Below are 16,399 nucleotides of genomic sequence, written 5' to 3' on the forward strand. Positions count from 1 at the left end.
GCGGTAGTACATCTTGCATCTCCACCGCTGACACTCCACGCTATCGGCCGTTACAGATCCAGCACCAGCGGTTCCGTGCTTTTGGCCGGAATCGCACAACAGATTAACACCTGCCCCTCGCCCGGCAACTCCGCGGGCGGCAGTGGATAATGCACCTGCCCACTGATCAGGCGGGTGCTGCAGGTTCCACAAGAGCCGCCCCGGCAACTGAACTCAGGCTGCAAACCCCGGCTCTCAGCCAACGCCAGCAGGCTTTCACCCTCCGGCTGCCACCGCGCCTCCTTGCCCGAACGATGGAACACCACCGGCACCGACTGTGTAGCCGCCGGCGGCTGCTCGATCCGAGGGACACCCGGATCCTGGCGGCGGCGCAACGTCGAGGGCCCGAAAGTCTCCGCATGAATACGCTCGTCGCGGATATCCATATCGCGCAACTGATCGTACAGCCCCTGGGTAAAACCACCCGGGCCGCACAGGACAAAATCCACCGAATCATAGTCATCGACCGTCAGCACGGCCCTCAGTACTTCGACATCGAGTCGACCTTGCAGGTGATAATCCTCGCCCGGAACCGCATCAGGCTCCGGTTGGCTCAGCAGTCGGACCACCTGGACCGTGTCGCCGGCACGGGCCAACAATTCATCCAGCTCGGTCCTGAACGGCAACTCCGCCAACGACCGGGCACTCTGGAACAATACCGTGGGTCGCATCCGCCGGGTGCGTTTGCCCTGGTACACCACCTCCCGCAACATCGACAGCAAGGGCGTAATCCCCACGCCCGCCGCCAGCAATACCAGCGGGCGCTGCTCATGGGTCCCCAGCGTGAAATGCCCCTGCGGCGCACGCACCTCCAGCACATCACCGACCTTGAGTTGCTCATGTATATGGGACGACACTCGGCCGTCGCGCTTGACGCTGATCCGGCAGAACTCATCCGACGGCGCCCCCGACAGGCTGTAGGTGCGAATCTGCGTCTGCCCGTCCAGATTGAAACGCAGCGGCAAATGCTGCCCGGCCTGAAACACGGGCAATCCCGCCCCGTCTGTCGGCTCCAGGTACAGCGAGCGAATGCTGCGACTTTCCTCAATAATCCGACTGATCCGCAAAGGCCGCCAAGCGTTGCCCAAAGCCTCGGCCTGCAGACGCGCGGCGGCCTTCTCCCAGCTGCCGGTCATCAGGCTGTTCGGTGAAAAACCCTCGAACTTCCAGCGCAAGGTCGAAGCCGCCGGGCGCCGCACACAATGTTCCACGTGGAACGTCCACAAACGTTCGGCGCCCTGAAAGGCCTTCACCAGCGGCCCTTCCAGGATGACCTCGGTCCGCCCGCTGAGCTGCAGCAGGTCACCGCTATTGAAATCGATAAACAACAGGCCGGCACGGGGATTGACCAGCAGATTGCCCAGGGTATTGAAATGCAGGTTGCCGGCGAAATCCGGGATAGTCAGGCGGTCACCTTCCACCCGGACAAAGCCGCTTTGCCCGCCACGATGGGAGACATCCACGGAACGGGCACCGTCGATATCCACATAACTGGCGACGAAGAAGGTATCGGCGGCGCGGACCATTGCCGTCGCCACGGCGTCCAGGCCGTGCGAGCGATGAACCACTTGTGTCGTCGGGTCCGGCGCGGGCACCCGTTCGAACTGGCGCAACTGGATGTACTGCGGACAGTTGCCGAATGCATGTTCCACGGCAACGCTCAAACCTTGCCCAGAGCGCGCCGTGACACGCCCATTGATGCGATTGCGCCGCCGGGTGTGCAGTTCGATCCCCAACAGGCCGATGGCCGCGCCGGTTTGCAGGGCTGAATACGTGGGATCGCCCAGCTGTGGAAAACTCTCCACTTGCAGAAGCCTCGGCTCGGGAGAAAAGGCAAAGCCGGGCTCACCTTCAAACAGGCTCGCCCATGGGTTGCCTTCGTCGTCCACGCTGCCAAACAGCAGGAACGGCAACTGCCGATAAAAATCACGGTGCTGGTCCGGCATATAGTCGCGAATCACCTTGGGGCCGAACTCCGCCATCCGTTCGGCGACCCCGACGTGGGCCTGCATCCGCAGTTCGCCGGCATGCCAGGGTGAGGTTCTGGAGGGGCTGTGTGGGTTCATCGCGACGTCTCCACGGAAAACCTTCCCGGCCCGAGACCGGGAGGCTTCATTGACTTCAGGCTGTCTGCAAACCGACCACGGTGCGCGGCATCGGTACAAAGCCTGGCAGCGCTTCGATGCGAGCCAGCCAGGCCCGGACATTAGGGTAGTCGGCCAGCGAGACATTGCCTTCCGGCGCATGGGCGATATAGCTGTAACCGGCGACGTCGGCGATGGTCGGCGTATCCCCCACCAGATAGGACGAGTGGCTCAGTTCCTGCTCGACGACCTTGAGCAAGGCATGGGAACGGCTGATCGCTTCTTCCGCGTCATAGGGTGCACCGAAGGCCGTGATCAGGCGGGCCCGGGCCGGACCGAAGGCAATCGGCCCCGACGCCACCGACAACCAGCGTTGCACATGGGCGGCGCCAACCGGATCGGTGGGCAGCCAACGGCCTTGCCCATACTTGAGCGCCAGGTACACCAGAATGGCCGTGGAGTCGGCGAGGATAACGCCTTGATCATCGATGACCGGCACCTGGCCAAAGGCATTCAGGGCCAGGTATTCCGGCTTTTTATGGGCACCGCTGGGCAGATCCACATGAATCAGTTCCACCGGCAGACCGAGCAGGGACAACATCAGTTCGACACGGTGAGCGTGGCCGGAACGAGGAAAATTGTAGAGCTTGATGGCGTTCTGAGGCATGACCGACTCCAGGGCAGAAGCGCGACCCGGGATGGTTCGCGCTGATGGAGTAATCTTCCCCCTTCAGCGAAAACAACAGAATCACCAGAAACGGCAATCCATTCTTTCAGAAACTGAAAGGGTGATCAGCCTCTCAGATTCGGATCCTCGCGCAGGGCCGCGACCACGAAGTCGACAAAGCTGCGCACCCGCACGGACGTCGTGCGACCACCTTGATACACCACATGGATCGGCAGCGGCGGCAACTCGAAATCCTCCAGCACGATCTCCAGCTCGCCGCTCGCCAACTTGTCTGCCACTTGATAGGACAGCAGCCGAGTCAGACCAAAGCCCATGCAGGCGGCGCGGATGGCAGCCCGATTCGCAGTCAGCGCCAATCGCGGTTCCAGACGGATGCTCAAGGGTTTGTCGCCGTCGAGAAACTGCCAGTTCCTGACCTGTGAAGCCGACGCGGCCATGACGATCTGCGCCTGGCGCAATTCGTCCGGATGCTTCGGTCGGCCCTGCTTGTCGAGATAAGTCGGCGAAGCGCAGACCACCCGGCGTACCTGCCCTACCCTGACGGCGTGATAACCGCTGTCGGGCAACTCGCCGATCCGCACCGCGACGTCGATCCCGTCCTCGGCCATGGGCACCACGCGATCCACCAGCAATGCGTTGATATCCACCGCCGGATACTGCGCCAGGTACTGCACCATCACGGGGGTGACGTACAGCTCTCCGAACAGCACCGGCGCAGTCATGGTCAGTTGGCCACTGGGGCGGGCGTGACTGTCGGCGGCCGAGGCCTCGGCTTCCTCCATCGCGGCGAGGATACGCCGGCAGTCGTCCAGGTAACGTTGCCCGGATTCGGTCAGGTTCACATTGCGCGTGGTACGAACCAGCAACTGGGCGCCGATACGTTGTTCCAGCGCCGCCACCGCCCGGGTCACGCTCGGTGCCGAGAGGGCGAGACGCCGTGCCGCCGCCGCAAAGCCCTGCTCCTGGGCCACGGCGACGAACACCTGCATTTCCTGGAATCTGTCCATGGATTGACCGACTCGCTCCTACCGAGGATTGCGGTGATTAGACAGGCAGCTCTGACAGGAAGGTCAGCAGCGCATCGTTCACGAACGTCGGGTTTTCGATACTGGAAATATGCCCAGCATCCGGTATCCCGATGTAATCGCAGCCGATCAACTCGGCCATTTCCCAGGCTTCGCTCGGCGGCCGGGGCTTGTCCTGCTCACCGCCCATCACCAGGGTGCTCCCGGCATCCAATGCCGACAGCGCGGCCAGACGATCGTCACGCCCGAAGATCAGTCGTCCCAGCGGTACGACGCTGTCACGCAGGCGCTCGCTCGACCAGGTCGCCAGGGATGCGCGAAACGCCTGGTAGAACGGCAGCTGCGGATCGATACCCGGTTTGAAGAAAATCGGCACGATCGCGTCGAGCAGCGGCGGCGGAACGCTGCCGGCGTCCTCGATCATTTTCAGCATCGAGAAATAATACTGTCGGGTCGGCGCTGGCTCTTCACCTGCGTAGGTGTCCATCAACACCAGACCACGAACGCGCTCGGGTGCCGCCAGGGCCAGACGGGCGCCCCACATGCCGCCAACCGACAGGCCGACCAGGCTGAAACGCTGAATCTCCAGGTGATCCAGCAAGGCCAGCACCTGGTTCGCCAGATCGTCGAGGCCATGGGTAGTGTCCGGCAACGGCCCTGACTGCCCGTGGCCCCAGAGCTCCGGCACGATCACCCGATAGTGCTGCGAAAGCGCCGCGATCTGCGGCGCCCACATACCGCTGTCCCACAGGTAGCTGGAACCCAGCACCACCACCTCGCCCACACCCTGGTCGAGGAAATGAAGCGGTTGCCCATCGATCGTCACAAACGGCATTGAATTCCCCCTTCGCAAATGGATGAAACCGCGAGTGCCTTGCCCCTTGCACCCGGAATCAAGAGATCGGACAGCGTTGCCTGCACGCGTTCAAATGTCCAGCGGTATGCGACGTTGACGGGTCAGGCATTTTTCATTAGCCTGAAGTGGTCTGGATATATACGGAGCTTCTACCTTTCAGGTCTGAAGTGTTCAGATGCCGCCATTGGTTCTCGGCCGTGCCGGTTGATGGGTTAATCCCTAAGGGCTTCCGCGAAACCCCCTTCATTGGGGGTTTGCTTTTTCTACAGCCGCCCCTTCTTCCTCATGCTCAAAGCACTGTTTCTCGCCGCTTTGATCGATGTCCCCTGCGTCGTGTTCGGGATTAGTTGACCGCTATAGAAGATGCTTCGGGTACGCTCGTGGGGCAGCCACAATCGGTAATAATCCTTACCTTGTCGCCATACCAGCCTGAATACTACCCTTCGAATGTCGCTGCTCATTCAGCGATCGGGCCTGGAAACCCGGTAAGAAATCAGGCGCTCGACGCCTCCATGAATTACGATTGCAGGCGTTTTTTTGTGCCCGCATATCTGTGTCATGGCGGCTGTGCGCGGGAGACCTTCGGGTCTGCCGGGGTCCTGATTTCCCGGTTTCCAGCCTGCGTACAGCTGCCACCCTTCGCCTGGAAACGAATGGTCGCGGCTCCTCAAAATCAGGAGTTATGCCATGGATGTTTGTATCTTCTCGTTGCTTCACACTGATGCCGGTTCCGCCTCCGCAACTTCTGGAGGTGTCCAATGAACGACCATCCCCCGATCAAGACCCTCGGTGTCATTACCTTTGCCTCCTGCGGCGCGGGTGATCAGCAGTTGTTCCGAGTCAACCCCGATGTCCCAATCAAGGACGCCATGGAGCACGCCTCCAACCTGTTTTACTGCGCCAAGCACCTGGCCCTGGACGCCGCCATGGAGACAGATGGAAAGCGTTATGCCTGGGCCTCCCACTACCTCTGCGAGATGGGCAAAGCAGTGGTCGATGACCTGAACCAGAGAATGTTGTCTAGCCAAAAGGCCTAGGCTGGGGGAGCCACTGACAGGTCGCAATTGTCGACTCAAACAAAACTGCAGTTGTAGGAGCAAGCTTGCTCGCGATGGACGCCAACGATGACGCAGGTAACCTGCGCACTGCAGCGTCTTCATACTCGGCGCGAGCAAGATTGGTCCCACACAGCGAAAAATAGATCCACGCCCTCCCCTCACGCCGGAATCATAGTTATTCCAGTGCGGCGAAACCTCACCATACTTATCTAGCCGCAGCCGAATCAGCTCTACGTAAGTAAAAGCGCTTTGCCGTGTGAGTTTGTAATTTCCTGCATATGATTGAAGCATTGAGTGCACGTCAATGTTCCTGACTGGGCCCGTGACGGCATGCGTTGTCAGCATCCATGGAATCAAGGGAGTGAAGATGAAAAGGTTGATGGCAAATGGAATCAGGAGGTGGTGGTGCGGTATCTCAGTTCCGCTGATCGTAGGATTTGCATGCTCAACCGCATCCGCTGCCCCTTACACAGTCACAAGAGGCAGTGACGGGACTGAGCAGATCACTCTGGATGAAATTCAAATCGAAGGCACATTCACCGGTCCGCGTAAGAACCTGTGTGGGGACTGCAGGGATGGCGTCTATAACCCAAAGCAGACCAAACCCTCCCTGCCGAACCCGTCAGCTGCGCCAACCAAATCACAGCAGCAAATCGAGATTGAGGCCAAGCAGGCGTTCGACGATGCCGCCGTGCTCTATGTGCGCAAGATTCGCCAGGACGAAGAGCCGCTTGAAAATGAGTCAATGGTTGTAAAGTGGCTCGAGGACAAGCTCAAAGACAAGCTGTTGCCCACCGGTCCCTGGGGGACGGTGCTGGATTCGCTCGAACCAACAGTAGGGGGCGTATCGGAGTTCGACAAGGCCAAAGACAAAGAGGAAATGAAGAGGCTGAGAACCGAGATCGAGGCTGAGGAACGTCAGCTTCGCCGCGATCGAGAGCAAAACGCGAAGCTCTATGAAGAGAACATGCGTTACCTGGAACCCAAGCTTCCTCCAGAAGAGATAGCTCGCGGTGTTGCGGCATTACCCGAACTGAACAAAATGCAAGATGCCCTCGTCGCTCGCGCAAGACTGCGATCTGAAGACTATGGCTACGTCGTTCAGCAACTGCTCAGTCGGACTCGTTTCGACGCGGATATACGGATGCCGGCGGAGACTTATAAAAAGGTCTCGAGTGAAATATGGCGCACCACTCCCTCCAACGTATGTACCGTACCAACGACACCAACCGTGACCTGTGTGCTCAATGGCTTTCGCAAAGGCCAGCCCTGCACATGCCCCAACGTGCCAGTGGTGGGGACAACCTCTCGATATCCCACGGGGAGTATTTGTCGCCATGATGATGTTTCGGTGGACCTACGACAGCTCTTCCCTGCCCGGGCGCAGTGTGGCATTCCGGTTGATGTCAGTGTCAATCCGGGCTTCCCGAGGTGGGAGTATCTACGCGGTGTGATCAGTGAGAGGTAGCGCCGCATGGAGTAGTACGGCGCCGGGCTTAGTGTGAAGGGAGCAGGGTCCCCCGGTGCTTCTCTCCAGAGATGACAGTTCGAAGCGCAGGCCCGATTCGCTGGCGAACGGTCCATCAAACTCGAAATTGACCAGATTGAGGTGGGCCCGCGTGCGATACGTGGAGTTGGCAAACTGGTTAATATTTGATCGCTTGTCAGAAACCATGCTAGAGTTCTGACATTGCATCAAACCTCTTGGAAAGCGCCCTCATGAAGAAACTTCCTGAAATGATCATTCAGCGCAGCCAGTCTCTGCCCGAAGGCGAAGTGCTGTCCCCTAAAGAGTTCTTGAGCATCGGTAGTCGTGCAGCGGTTGATCAAGCGTTTTCTCGCTTGGCCAGAACTGGGAAACTGATGCGTATCTGCCGCGGAATGTACGTAGCACCGGTGAAAAGCCGTTTTGGTACTCGTGCCCCAGAGCCAGAGAAGGTTGTTCAAGCGCTTGCCGAGAAAACTTGCGTAGAAGTGACATCCAGCGGGGCCCGAGCGGCTAATAGCCTGGGTTTGACGCAGCAAGTACCCGTTCGCCAGGTCTTTCTCACCAGTGGCCGCGCCCGCACCTTGAGAATTGGAAAGTCCGAGGTTCAAATTAAACACGCGCCTAAGTGGATGCTTGCTCCCACCGCCGCAGGCGAAGCGGTGCGGGCGCTTGCCTGGCTAGGCGAAAAGCACGCCTCCAGCACAATCCACCAGTTGCATCGTTTGCTTTCCAAACGCGAGTGGGACCGACTTCTGAGCTTCCGAGCGGTTTTACCATCCTGGATGGCAGGTATGATTGGTGCAGAGGCGATCCATGGCTGATCAGTTTTTTTCGCTTTCGCCGGACGACCAGAAAAACGCTCTTCTGCAGGCGTCGTCAGATTTGGCTCGCCCCGCCTTCTTGTTAGAGAAAGACCTATGGGTTGTGTGGACCTTGGGTAAAATCTTCTCCAACAAGATAGGCGATCACCTTACCTTTAAAGGCGGAACTTCACTCTCCAAGGTATACCAACTCATCGATCGGTTCTCCGAAGATATCGACCTAACCTACGATATACGCCAGATTTGTACCGAAGCGAAAACCGAGATCCCACCAAGTGCTAGCCAGGCTAGAAAGTGGGGGAAGAGCGTACGCGAACTGCTCCCAGTCTGGATCGAACAAAATATATCACCGCTGCTGAGAGACGCCCTCGAAGCTGAAGGACTGGCGGCAACCCTCACTCAGGAAGGTGACAAGCTTTACCTTCACTACCGCCCTCAAACCCCAGCTCATGATTACGTTATGCCACGAGTGATGCTGGAGTTTGGTGCTCGCTCAACCGGGGAGCCACACGCTCGGAAACGTGTTGTTTGTGACATGACCAAGGCTCAGTTGGAGGGGGTCACCTTCCCGGAGGCCAATCCAATTGTGATGGATGTCGCCAGAACCTTCTGGGAAAAGGCCACCGCAGCTCATGTGTACTGCGTTCAAGGGCGTTTGAGGAGCGAGCGCTTCGCCAGACACTGGCACGACCTTACTGCAATTGTGCAAAGCCAAGAGTTCGCCGGAGTGATCGAGCGTAGGGACGTAGCTGCACTTGTGGCGGAGCACAAGACTTGGTTCTTCGCAGAGAAAGCTGCTGATGGGACCGTGATTGATTACCGGAACGCAGTTAACGGAGGCCTTCAGTTAGTCCCGATAGGAGAAGCTCACAGCAGCCTGGCAGAGGACTACGCCAAGATGCTCGAAGGCGGCATGTTTGATACCCCACCCCCTCCATTCGATGACCTGATGACAGCCTGCACTGAGCTAGAGGCACGCCTCAACGCTGTAGCTCATCACGCTTAGTTGGGAAATGGCGTATATGACGAAAAGGTAGGGGTCACCCGAGCCTGGCGACGCTAGCGGAAGGATCTAATCCAAGGTGAAGGATGTTGAGGCCCCAAAGGGGCCTCCGACCTGCAACAATTTTTATTCCCTGAAACCACCGGAGTGGATTTAGACAATTAAAGCTGTCGCAGGCATGCACGGATTTACGTGGCCCCGAGCCAGCTTCGGAGAAAGCGCAAAACTGTCGCAATCTACCAAAACGCCGGTTCGGACTGATGCGCTAGAGAATTAAAACTGTCGCAGCCAGGGACGACACGGCTTTGGTGTACGTTTAACAGCACCGGCAGCTGGTCAGCCGCCGGGCCATGAATCATCGACGAGGGATGAAGTAGGCAACGAGACCGATGGTCATCAACCAGACGTGGGTTGAACTGTCGACCGGAATGTCGCCTGGGAATAGGAACATGGAGTACATGGGCCGATTCTCCGGCCAGGGGAGAAGGTCAAAGCCGGGTTTGGCTTGTGACTGTCCTGACTTCGTATTTAGTGGTGTTGATCATCGAGTTGACGAATTCAGACGAAAAAATCGCATCGGCTGAGTCTCTGCGCTCCCAGTCCGTCGAATCTCCTGGTCCTCAGACATTCCTAACGCCCCCATAGCCCCTGTTGAAGGTCGGCTCTTCGCTTTCCTTCACAGGGGATGGTGCTAAGGAATCACCTCTGGAGCGTAACCGCGTTAGTCAATCGCAAGATGCCGGCTGCACCGCCCGGCCTGCAGATCAGTGGGGGCGTACATGGGAGTGAGCCTTCTAATGATTTCCCCAGCCATGACTTGGATTGATGCTTCCTGGTGACACCCCTCGCAACACAGCAATCCTGCAAGCCTACTGCACTCGCGGCACAGTACCAGATGCTCCCCGGAGTCGTGCTCATGGACATACGACAGCTCAACGACAGACGCTTCTAGGTCTAAGCAATGTTCACAACGAATCGTTCCGCCGTGCAGAAGGCCAGCGGAAATAGTACGGAAAGTCATATCTGACCCGTCCTCTATCAAAAGAAAGGTTAATTCCTGGTCTTTTTGGTAAAGAGGAGGAGTTACCGGTGCCGGTGACGAAACTCGCTGAGCTCTGGACCGTCGGCGAAAAGCGGTACGCGATAGAAGGCTGCATCAGCCAATTGGCTGAGTCTGGACAGAAGCGAAGATAGGTTTTTCTGTGCGGAGGTGATTTGGCGGATAGCCAGAGCAGCAGCTAACCGGTGGGACAAATATGGGCATGCTCTCAACGCCCGTCGGGAAAGTGTTCGGAGAACTGTGACAGCTTTGCTTAATGAGACATGGCCGTCCATGATCACGTACATCGCGTAATCAAGGTAGGACTGTTTCACTTCTCCATCGACATCAACTGGAATGATCTCTCTGGCTAGCGACCCGGTTCCTCTGTAGCCGGGATCATGCTCGCTTGCAGAATGGCCATTTTCGACGGCATGGAACGCCGTCTCGATCGCACGACAGATGTCGTCTTCCAGTACCAATGCTTCAAGAAGCGCAATTTCGCGAGCTGTTTCCTTCTCCCCCCACGACGACTCAGCGGGGTCATACGTGATGACTCCTCCGTTACTCGTCAATTCAGACCGTGGGTGGTTCATGGGTCAAGCAACCTCTTGATTAGGTTGGGCATACAGCAACTCGAATATATTCCAAATGCTGTGGCCATCTCAACCTCATTCCGCAAATCGACTGCCTATTGCTTCAATAGGCCTCGACACCGTGCCGATTGAGCGGTCGTTCGCGAATGCCAGCTATCGACTCTAATCGGTCGCTCAGTCTCTCCTCCATCTCAAACTGATCTCAGGGAATAAAAACTGTCGCAAGTCTGGGGTTTGGTGCCCGCCTGTCGCCGGTAGTGCAGATCCTTCGCCTGAGAGGTCCGATTTAGAGGAGGCTGGCGACAGGCTTCATTCCCCTGCGACAGTTTTTAATGAACTTTGAAAATTAAAACTGTCGAGGAAGGGCCCTGTGTTTCGCGGCCTGCAGCCTCTTGTAGAGGGAACGAAAAACTGTCGCAATCGCCCAAAAGGCTGGTCTGGACACATGCTCTAGTGAATTAAAACTGTCGTAGCCAGAAACGACGTGGCTTTGACGTACATTCAAGAGCACCGACGGAGAGTTAATACAGTCCAAATATGCTGCCCCCTGACAGGCGGCCTCTGGGAGGTGGACAGTAGCTAGGGAGCAGATCGACGCTTGGTAAAGCACTCCGCCAATTTAGCCCAAAAAAGCCAACTCAACAAAGATAAAAAATCGCCAGTAGATTACATGACGATTTTTTATAAACCCCAACAACCTTCGCGGACTACTTAGACGTCCGACGTTTTGCATTCATGTTCGGCTCTTGCTTATCTACCGAGTCGGGACTAATAAAACCGATCGAATTTTCAAGCTTCAGTCCAGACCGAATAGAATCAGGCCATTCTCTCATCGCCTGCTGAGCTTTCATGACTTGCTGCGCCAAAGCGCTTGACTTTTTCATGCTACCTCGCTCCGTACTCAGTCTGATGAGAGTTTAACACCTAGTTTTGCAAGAAGGTTTGGAATTTCACGACCGATTATCAGTTGCTCAAGCTGAAGGTAAGTGTCTATGTACCTGACGATACGGGGCTGATGGCCCAGCTCCCGCCAGTCTACGGCTCTGCCGTTTTCATCCTTTCGAGGTCGGATTGGCTCAAAAATCTCTTGGTACTGCCGTGGTGCGATGCCTTGAAAAGGCTCAAAATTTACTTGGGTTCTGGATGCTGCCGGGGCATCGATGCTAATGGAATCTTGATGCAACTGTTTTGCCTTGCTTTTTGGGTATGGCTCGATATAAACCACACGTTTTATTCCGCTAGCGACAATATGTCGAGCACACATGTGGCAGGGAAAAGTTGTACAGTAGAGTGTCGCTCCCACGACAGACACACCTAAGCGTGCGGCGGACATTAGTGCTGCCATTTCCGCATGAACACTCCTACCAAACTCAAGGATGTTCATTATTCGACTATTTTTGAGTATTTTTTTGTCTGCGCCGGAGATCAGGTTTTGCACTAACGACGTAATATCTCTTTCAGTTGCTTTCGCTGAGAGCAGACCATTAATATTTAAACGTTCGAGCATTTCGCCGAGCACTTGAACCCGTTCGTCTGCCATAGAGTCGATGCCCTTTTGAAAGTCGCGAGCGTCGTCTTTGTCTCCAGGCCAATACAAATCACCTCCGGACTTTGGAACGTCATTGCAGCCTACTGCAATAATATCCCCCTCTGGCTTCAGTATCGCAGCACCCACCTGTCGATTCAGATCCGCAGAACGCAGTGCTGCGGACCTCGCGTGGTAGATTCCATGTTCGTCTCGTGTTGGAGTAAGGAAGGAGTTTCCAAAAAGCAGTTGAAGAAACCGCCCTATCTGCATATCGATTGTCGACTTGCTTCTGCCGTCTACAAACAGGTCAGCTAAGGGAAAGGCATCTTTCACATCTTGGCCCAGAGGTATGCTCTCCTCTTGCTCATCTTTCTGGACAAGCTCCTCGGCGATCGCGCGTGGATTAGTACCCCCTCCAAATTGAGAACGACTGATTTTCTCAGCAAGAGCAGTCACGCGCACATCACGAGGGGAATACACTGAGATGAGGAAAAATCCTTTTCCGTAAACCGCACGGAGCATTTCCACCTCATCGGGATGCTTTAACGACCTCAAAATAAAAGCCTGTCGAGATGGTATTCCTCCGCTATGATCATCTCTAAGCTGCCGGATTGCCGCTAGACCAAGCATAGCCACTGCTGCACCTTCATTGCTCTCAACCCGCAGCTTAGTCCCAGCTTCCATAAGAGCACTAATACGATCGGCTTCAGATTTAGCGCTATGGGAGATGTCAAAAAAAGCTTCAATCTGCTCACTGAGCCTCACCACGTGAGGAGTATATTCAAGCCCAGTCAACTGGCTTTTAAGCACCGCGATAACAGGGTCAAGATTTACGCCGACTGGACCAACCAGCCCGAAGACCAGCTCCGGGTCTTTTTTGGGAGTCAGCGAGGATGTCGTCTCTACTTTAGCTGCATCTCCAGCGGTTTTTTGTCGACCGTGGCTTCTACTTCCTGACGATTTAGTGGCCATCACTGCACCCAGTCCTTGGCATTGCGGTTAAGATACGTGCAAAACGGCGAGCTGAATGACCCCGATAGTGGACTCATGTCTGCCTTTCACATTAGCCTTATTCTCAAAAAAATCACCTTCCTTATCGTAGGCAGTGACGAAGGTGCTTTTGGATGGGTTCGGCTTGGCAACAGAAATTTCTTCATTTAGTGAAGCCAACGACTTTGTAGGCCTGAGCTCAGCAGCCAATACCGCCAGCGTGTAATCGTTGCGGTAAAGACCACCACTCGCATATCAGATACAGGTTCGGGAGATTCGACACCCTCCAGGTGATAGTGGCCGGTAGCTTCCGAAGGCTTACTGCAAACGCTGAACGTTTCGTAACGCCATTCTCTGGCTGACTGGACCGAAGGGCTTGTGGATCCGGGGGGACGCATAGGATGCCAAGCGGCCGCTTGCGACAGTTTTAATTCACAAGCGACCGTTTAAATTCACAAAAGCCAGGAGAGCAGCTGAATCCGCAGCCTTACTCCACCGTCACCGACTTCGCCAGGTTACGCGGCTGGTCGACGTCGGTGCCCTTGAGCACCGCCACATAGTACGACAGCAGTTGCAGCGGGATCGTATAGAGGATCGGCGCCAGGGTGTCGTGGATATGCGGCATGGTGATGACGTGCGTCCCTTCGGCGTTGGCCATCCCGGCGTTTTCGTCGGCGAAGACGATCAGCTCACCGCCGCGAGCCCGCACTTCCTGCAGGTTGGATTTGAGCTTCTCCAGCAATTCGTTGTTCGGCGCAACGGTGACGATCGGCATGTCGTTGTCCACCAGGGCCAACGGACCATGCTTGAGCTCACCCGCCGGATAGGCTTCGGCGTGAATGTAGGAGATTTCCTTGAGCTTGAGCGAGCCCTCCATCGCCACCGGGTACTGCGCGCCACGGCCGAGGAACAGGGTGTGATGCTTGTCAGCGAACAGCTCGGCGATTTTCTCGACCTTGGCGTCCATGGCCAGGGTCTCGCCCAGACGGGTCGGCAGGCGACGCAACTCTTCCACCAGCTCCGCTTCGACACTCGGTGCCAGGGTGCCACGGACCTGGCCCAGGGCCAGGGTCAGCAGCAACAGGCTCACCAGTTGGGTGGTGAAGGCCTTGGTCGAAGCCACGCCGATTTCGCGGCCGGCCTGGGTCAACAGGGTCAGGTCCGACTCACGCACCAGCGAACTGATGCTGACGTTGCAGATCGCCAGGCTGCCGAGGAAGCCCAATTCCTTGGCATTGCGCAGGGCCGCCAGGGTGTCGGCGGTTTCACCGGACTGGGAGATGGAGACGAACAGGGTGTCCGGTTGCACCACCACCTTGCGGTAGCGGAATTCACTGGCGACCTCGACCTGGCACGGAATACCCGCCAGGCCTTCGAGCCAGTACCGCGCAACCATGCCGGCGTGATAGCTGGTGCCGCAGGCGACGATCTGCACGTTGCGCACCTTGGCGAACAACTCGGCCGCCTGGGGGCCGAACGCCTGCACCAGGACCTGGTTCGGGCCGAGGCGGTTTTCCAGGGTGCGCTGGACCACGGTCGGTTGTTCGTGGATTTCCTTGAGCATGAAGTGGCGGAACGCGCCCTTCTCGGCCGCCTCCGCGCCGTCGCGATACTGCACGGCTTCACGCTCGACCTGACGACCCTCGATATCCCAGATCTGCACGCTGTCGCGGTGGATCTCGGCGATATCGCCCTCTTCCAGGTACATGAAGCGGTCAGTGACCTGACGCAGCGCCAACTGGTCGGAGGCGAGGAAGTTCTCCCCCAGGCCCAGGCCGATCACCAGCGGGCTGCCGCTGCGGGCGGCCAGCAGGCGATCCGGTTGCTGCGCGTTGATCACCGCCAGGCCGTAGGCACCATGCAGCTCCTTGACGGTGGCCTTCAAGGCCTTGGTCAGGTCGCCCAGGTCCTTGAACTTGTGGTGCAGCAAGTGGGCGATGACTTCGGTGTCGGTGTCCGAAGTAAAGACGTAGCCCATTCCCTTGAGCTGTTCGCGCAACACTTCGTGGTTCTCGATGATGCCGTTGTGCACCACGGCAATATCGGAGCCGGAGAAATGCGGGTGGGCATTGCGTTCGCACGGGGCACCATGGGTTGCCCAACGGGTGTGGGCGATACCCAGTCGACCCGGCATCGGCTCACCCGCCAGCGCCTGCTCCAGCTCGCTGACCTTGCCCGTGCGACGGGTGCGCTCCAGCGTGCCGTTATGGCTGAAAACGGCGACACCGGCGCTGTCGTAGCCGCGGTATTCCAGACGCTTCAGGCCCTCGACCAGAATGGCCGTGATATTACGTTCAGCAACTGCACCGACAATTCCACACATGCTCTATTTCTCCTGGCTGGCAACCGCGCAAACGACAGTGATGCCGCGGGCCTGAATCTGTTCGCGTACCTCTTTGGGTAAACGATCATCGGTAATAAGGGTATGGATACTGCTCCAGGGCAGCTCCAGGTTGGGAATCTTGCGGCCGATCTTGTCGGACTCGACCATGACCACCACTTCGCGGGCGACCTCCGCCATCACGCGGCTCAGTCCCAGCAATTCGTGGAAGGTGGTGGTGCCACGCTCCAGATCGATGCCGTCGGCGCCGATGAACAACTGGTCGAAGTCGTAGGAACGCAGGACACGCTCGGCGACCTGCCCCTGGAAAGACTCGGAATGCGGGTCCCAGGTTCCGCCGGTCATCAGCAGCACCGGCTCGTGTTCCAGCTCGCTCAGGGCTCGGGCGACATGCAGGGAATTGGTCATCACCACCAGGCCGGGTTGCTGACCCAGCTGCGGGATCATCGCGGCGGTGGTACTGCCACTGTCGATAATGATACGCGCATGCTCACGGATACGTCCTACAGCAGTTCGGGCAATTGCCTGCTTGTAGCGGGAAACCGTCTGGGCCGGGTCGCCGAACATCTCGTGGGGAATGGTGATCGCGCCGCCGTAGCGCCGCATCAGCAGACCGTGGCTTTCCAGGGCCGCGAGGTCCTTGCGAATCGTCACCTCGGAGGTTTCGAAGCGCCTGGCCAGTTCATCCACACTGACTTCGCCCTGGTCATTGAGCATGGCCAGGATGTTGTGCCGACGTTGAGGGGTATTGCGTTTCGATATAGTCACTTAAGTTTCGATTCGAAAGATAATTGCGGCAATGAAACCTTCGAATCGAAACTTAGTCAAGTGAAATGAGCGGA

The 16,399-nt window shown here is 57.3% G+C and carries 13 protein-coding genes; 4 read left to right on the forward strand and 9 right to left on the reverse strand.

Annotated features, from left to right (window positions below; translation table 11 throughout):
- Nucleotides 1-50: 50 nt before the first annotated feature.
- The 4 genes from UCMB321_RS27415 to UCMB321_RS27430 form a co-directional block, all read right to left on the reverse strand.
- The gene (locus UCMB321_RS27415) at nucleotides 51-2,105 is read right to left on the reverse strand and encodes a 2Fe-2S iron-sulfur cluster-binding protein (protein WP_040071837.1); all 2,055 of its coding nucleotides are present in this window, start codon (nucleotides 2,103-2,105) and stop codon (nucleotides 51-53) included.
- Nucleotides 2,106-2,160: 55 nt separating this feature from the next.
- The gene (locus UCMB321_RS27420; RefSeq protein WP_040071838.1) at nucleotides 2,161-2,790 is read right to left on the reverse strand and encodes a glutathione S-transferase family protein; all 630 of its coding nucleotides are present in this window, start codon (nucleotides 2,788-2,790) and stop codon (nucleotides 2,161-2,163) included.
- 125 nt (nucleotides 2,791-2,915) lie between these two features.
- A complete protein-coding gene (locus UCMB321_RS27425) occupies nucleotides 2,916-3,818 on the reverse strand; it encodes a LysR family transcriptional regulator (protein WP_040071839.1) in 903 nt (300 codons plus the stop codon).
- 37 nt (nucleotides 3,819-3,855) lie between these two features.
- Nucleotides 3,856-4,671 carry an alpha/beta fold hydrolase gene (locus UCMB321_RS27430; protein ID WP_040071840.1) on the reverse strand — a complete coding sequence of 272 codons (816 nt, stop codon included), beginning with the start codon at nucleotides 4,669-4,671 and terminating at the stop codon, nucleotides 3,856-3,858.
- A 779-nt stretch (nucleotides 4,672-5,450) separates the two neighbouring features.
- Between UCMB321_RS27430 and UCMB321_RS27435 the strand changes: the two genes are divergently transcribed.
- The 4 genes from UCMB321_RS27435 to UCMB321_RS27450 all read left to right on the forward strand — a co-directional run bounded on the left by UCMB321_RS27435 (nucleotide 5,451) and on the right by UCMB321_RS27450 (nucleotide 9,066).
- Nucleotides 5,451-5,729, forward strand: coding sequence for a DUF3077 domain-containing protein (locus UCMB321_RS27435; protein ID WP_040071841.1), 279 nt, complete (start codon nucleotides 5,451-5,453; stop codon nucleotides 5,727-5,729).
- 388 nt (nucleotides 5,730-6,117) lie between these two features.
- The gene (locus UCMB321_RS27440) at nucleotides 6,118-7,218 is read left to right on the forward strand and encodes a hypothetical protein (RefSeq protein ID WP_157016076.1); all 1,101 of its coding nucleotides are present in this window, start codon (nucleotides 6,118-6,120) and stop codon (nucleotides 7,216-7,218) included.
- 251 nt (nucleotides 7,219-7,469) lie between these two features.
- Complete coding sequence (locus UCMB321_RS27445) at nucleotides 7,470-8,060, forward strand: DUF6088 family protein (RefSeq protein WP_040071843.1); 591 nt, start codon at nucleotides 7,470-7,472, stop codon at nucleotides 8,058-8,060.
- Nucleotides 8,053-9,066 carry a nucleotidyl transferase AbiEii/AbiGii toxin family protein gene (locus UCMB321_RS27450; protein ID WP_040071844.1) on the forward strand — a complete coding sequence of 338 codons (1,014 nt, stop codon included), beginning with the start codon at nucleotides 8,053-8,055 and terminating at the stop codon, nucleotides 9,064-9,066. Before UCMB321_RS27445 ends, UCMB321_RS27450 begins: the two co-directional genes overlap by 8 nt.
- A 1,080-nt stretch (nucleotides 9,067-10,146) precedes the next feature.
- Here the strand turns inward: UCMB321_RS27450 and UCMB321_RS27455 are convergent.
- From UCMB321_RS27455 to UCMB321_RS27470, 5 genes are all read right to left on the reverse strand, one after another.
- Nucleotides 10,147-10,698 (reverse strand): hypothetical protein, encoded by a 552-nt coding sequence (locus UCMB321_RS27455; protein ID WP_040071845.1) that lies wholly within the window; start codon nucleotides 10,696-10,698, stop codon nucleotides 10,147-10,149.
- 707 nt (nucleotides 10,699-11,405) lie between these two features.
- Entirely contained in the window at nucleotides 11,406-11,582 is a 177-nt protein-coding gene (locus UCMB321_RS30870; RefSeq protein WP_157016078.1) for a hypothetical protein, read from the reverse strand.
- A gap of 17 nt (nucleotides 11,583-11,599) precedes the next feature.
- Nucleotides 11,600-13,198, reverse strand: a complete 1,599-nt coding sequence (locus UCMB321_RS27460; RefSeq protein WP_084615170.1) for an anti-phage dCTP deaminase — start codon at nucleotides 13,196-13,198, stop codon at nucleotides 11,600-11,602.
- A 505-nt stretch (nucleotides 13,199-13,703) separates the two neighbouring features.
- The gene (gene glmS / locus UCMB321_RS27465) at nucleotides 13,704-15,539 is read right to left on the reverse strand and encodes a glutamine--fructose-6-phosphate transaminase (isomerizing) (protein WP_040071846.1); all 1,836 of its coding nucleotides are present in this window, start codon (nucleotides 15,537-15,539) and stop codon (nucleotides 13,704-13,706) included.
- Between the two features lie 3 nt (nucleotides 15,540-15,542).
- Nucleotides 15,543-16,319 carry a DeoR/GlpR family DNA-binding transcription regulator gene (locus tag UCMB321_RS27470; protein WP_040071894.1) on the reverse strand — a complete coding sequence of 259 codons (777 nt, stop codon included), beginning with the start codon at nucleotides 16,317-16,319 and terminating at the stop codon, nucleotides 15,543-15,545.
- Between the last annotated feature and the right edge of the window lie 80 nt (nucleotides 16,320-16,399).

This window comes from Pseudomonas batumici (genome assembly GCF_000820515.1).
GTDB classification, from domain to species: Bacteria; Pseudomonadota; Gammaproteobacteria; order Pseudomonadales; family Pseudomonadaceae; genus Aquipseudomonas; species Aquipseudomonas batumici.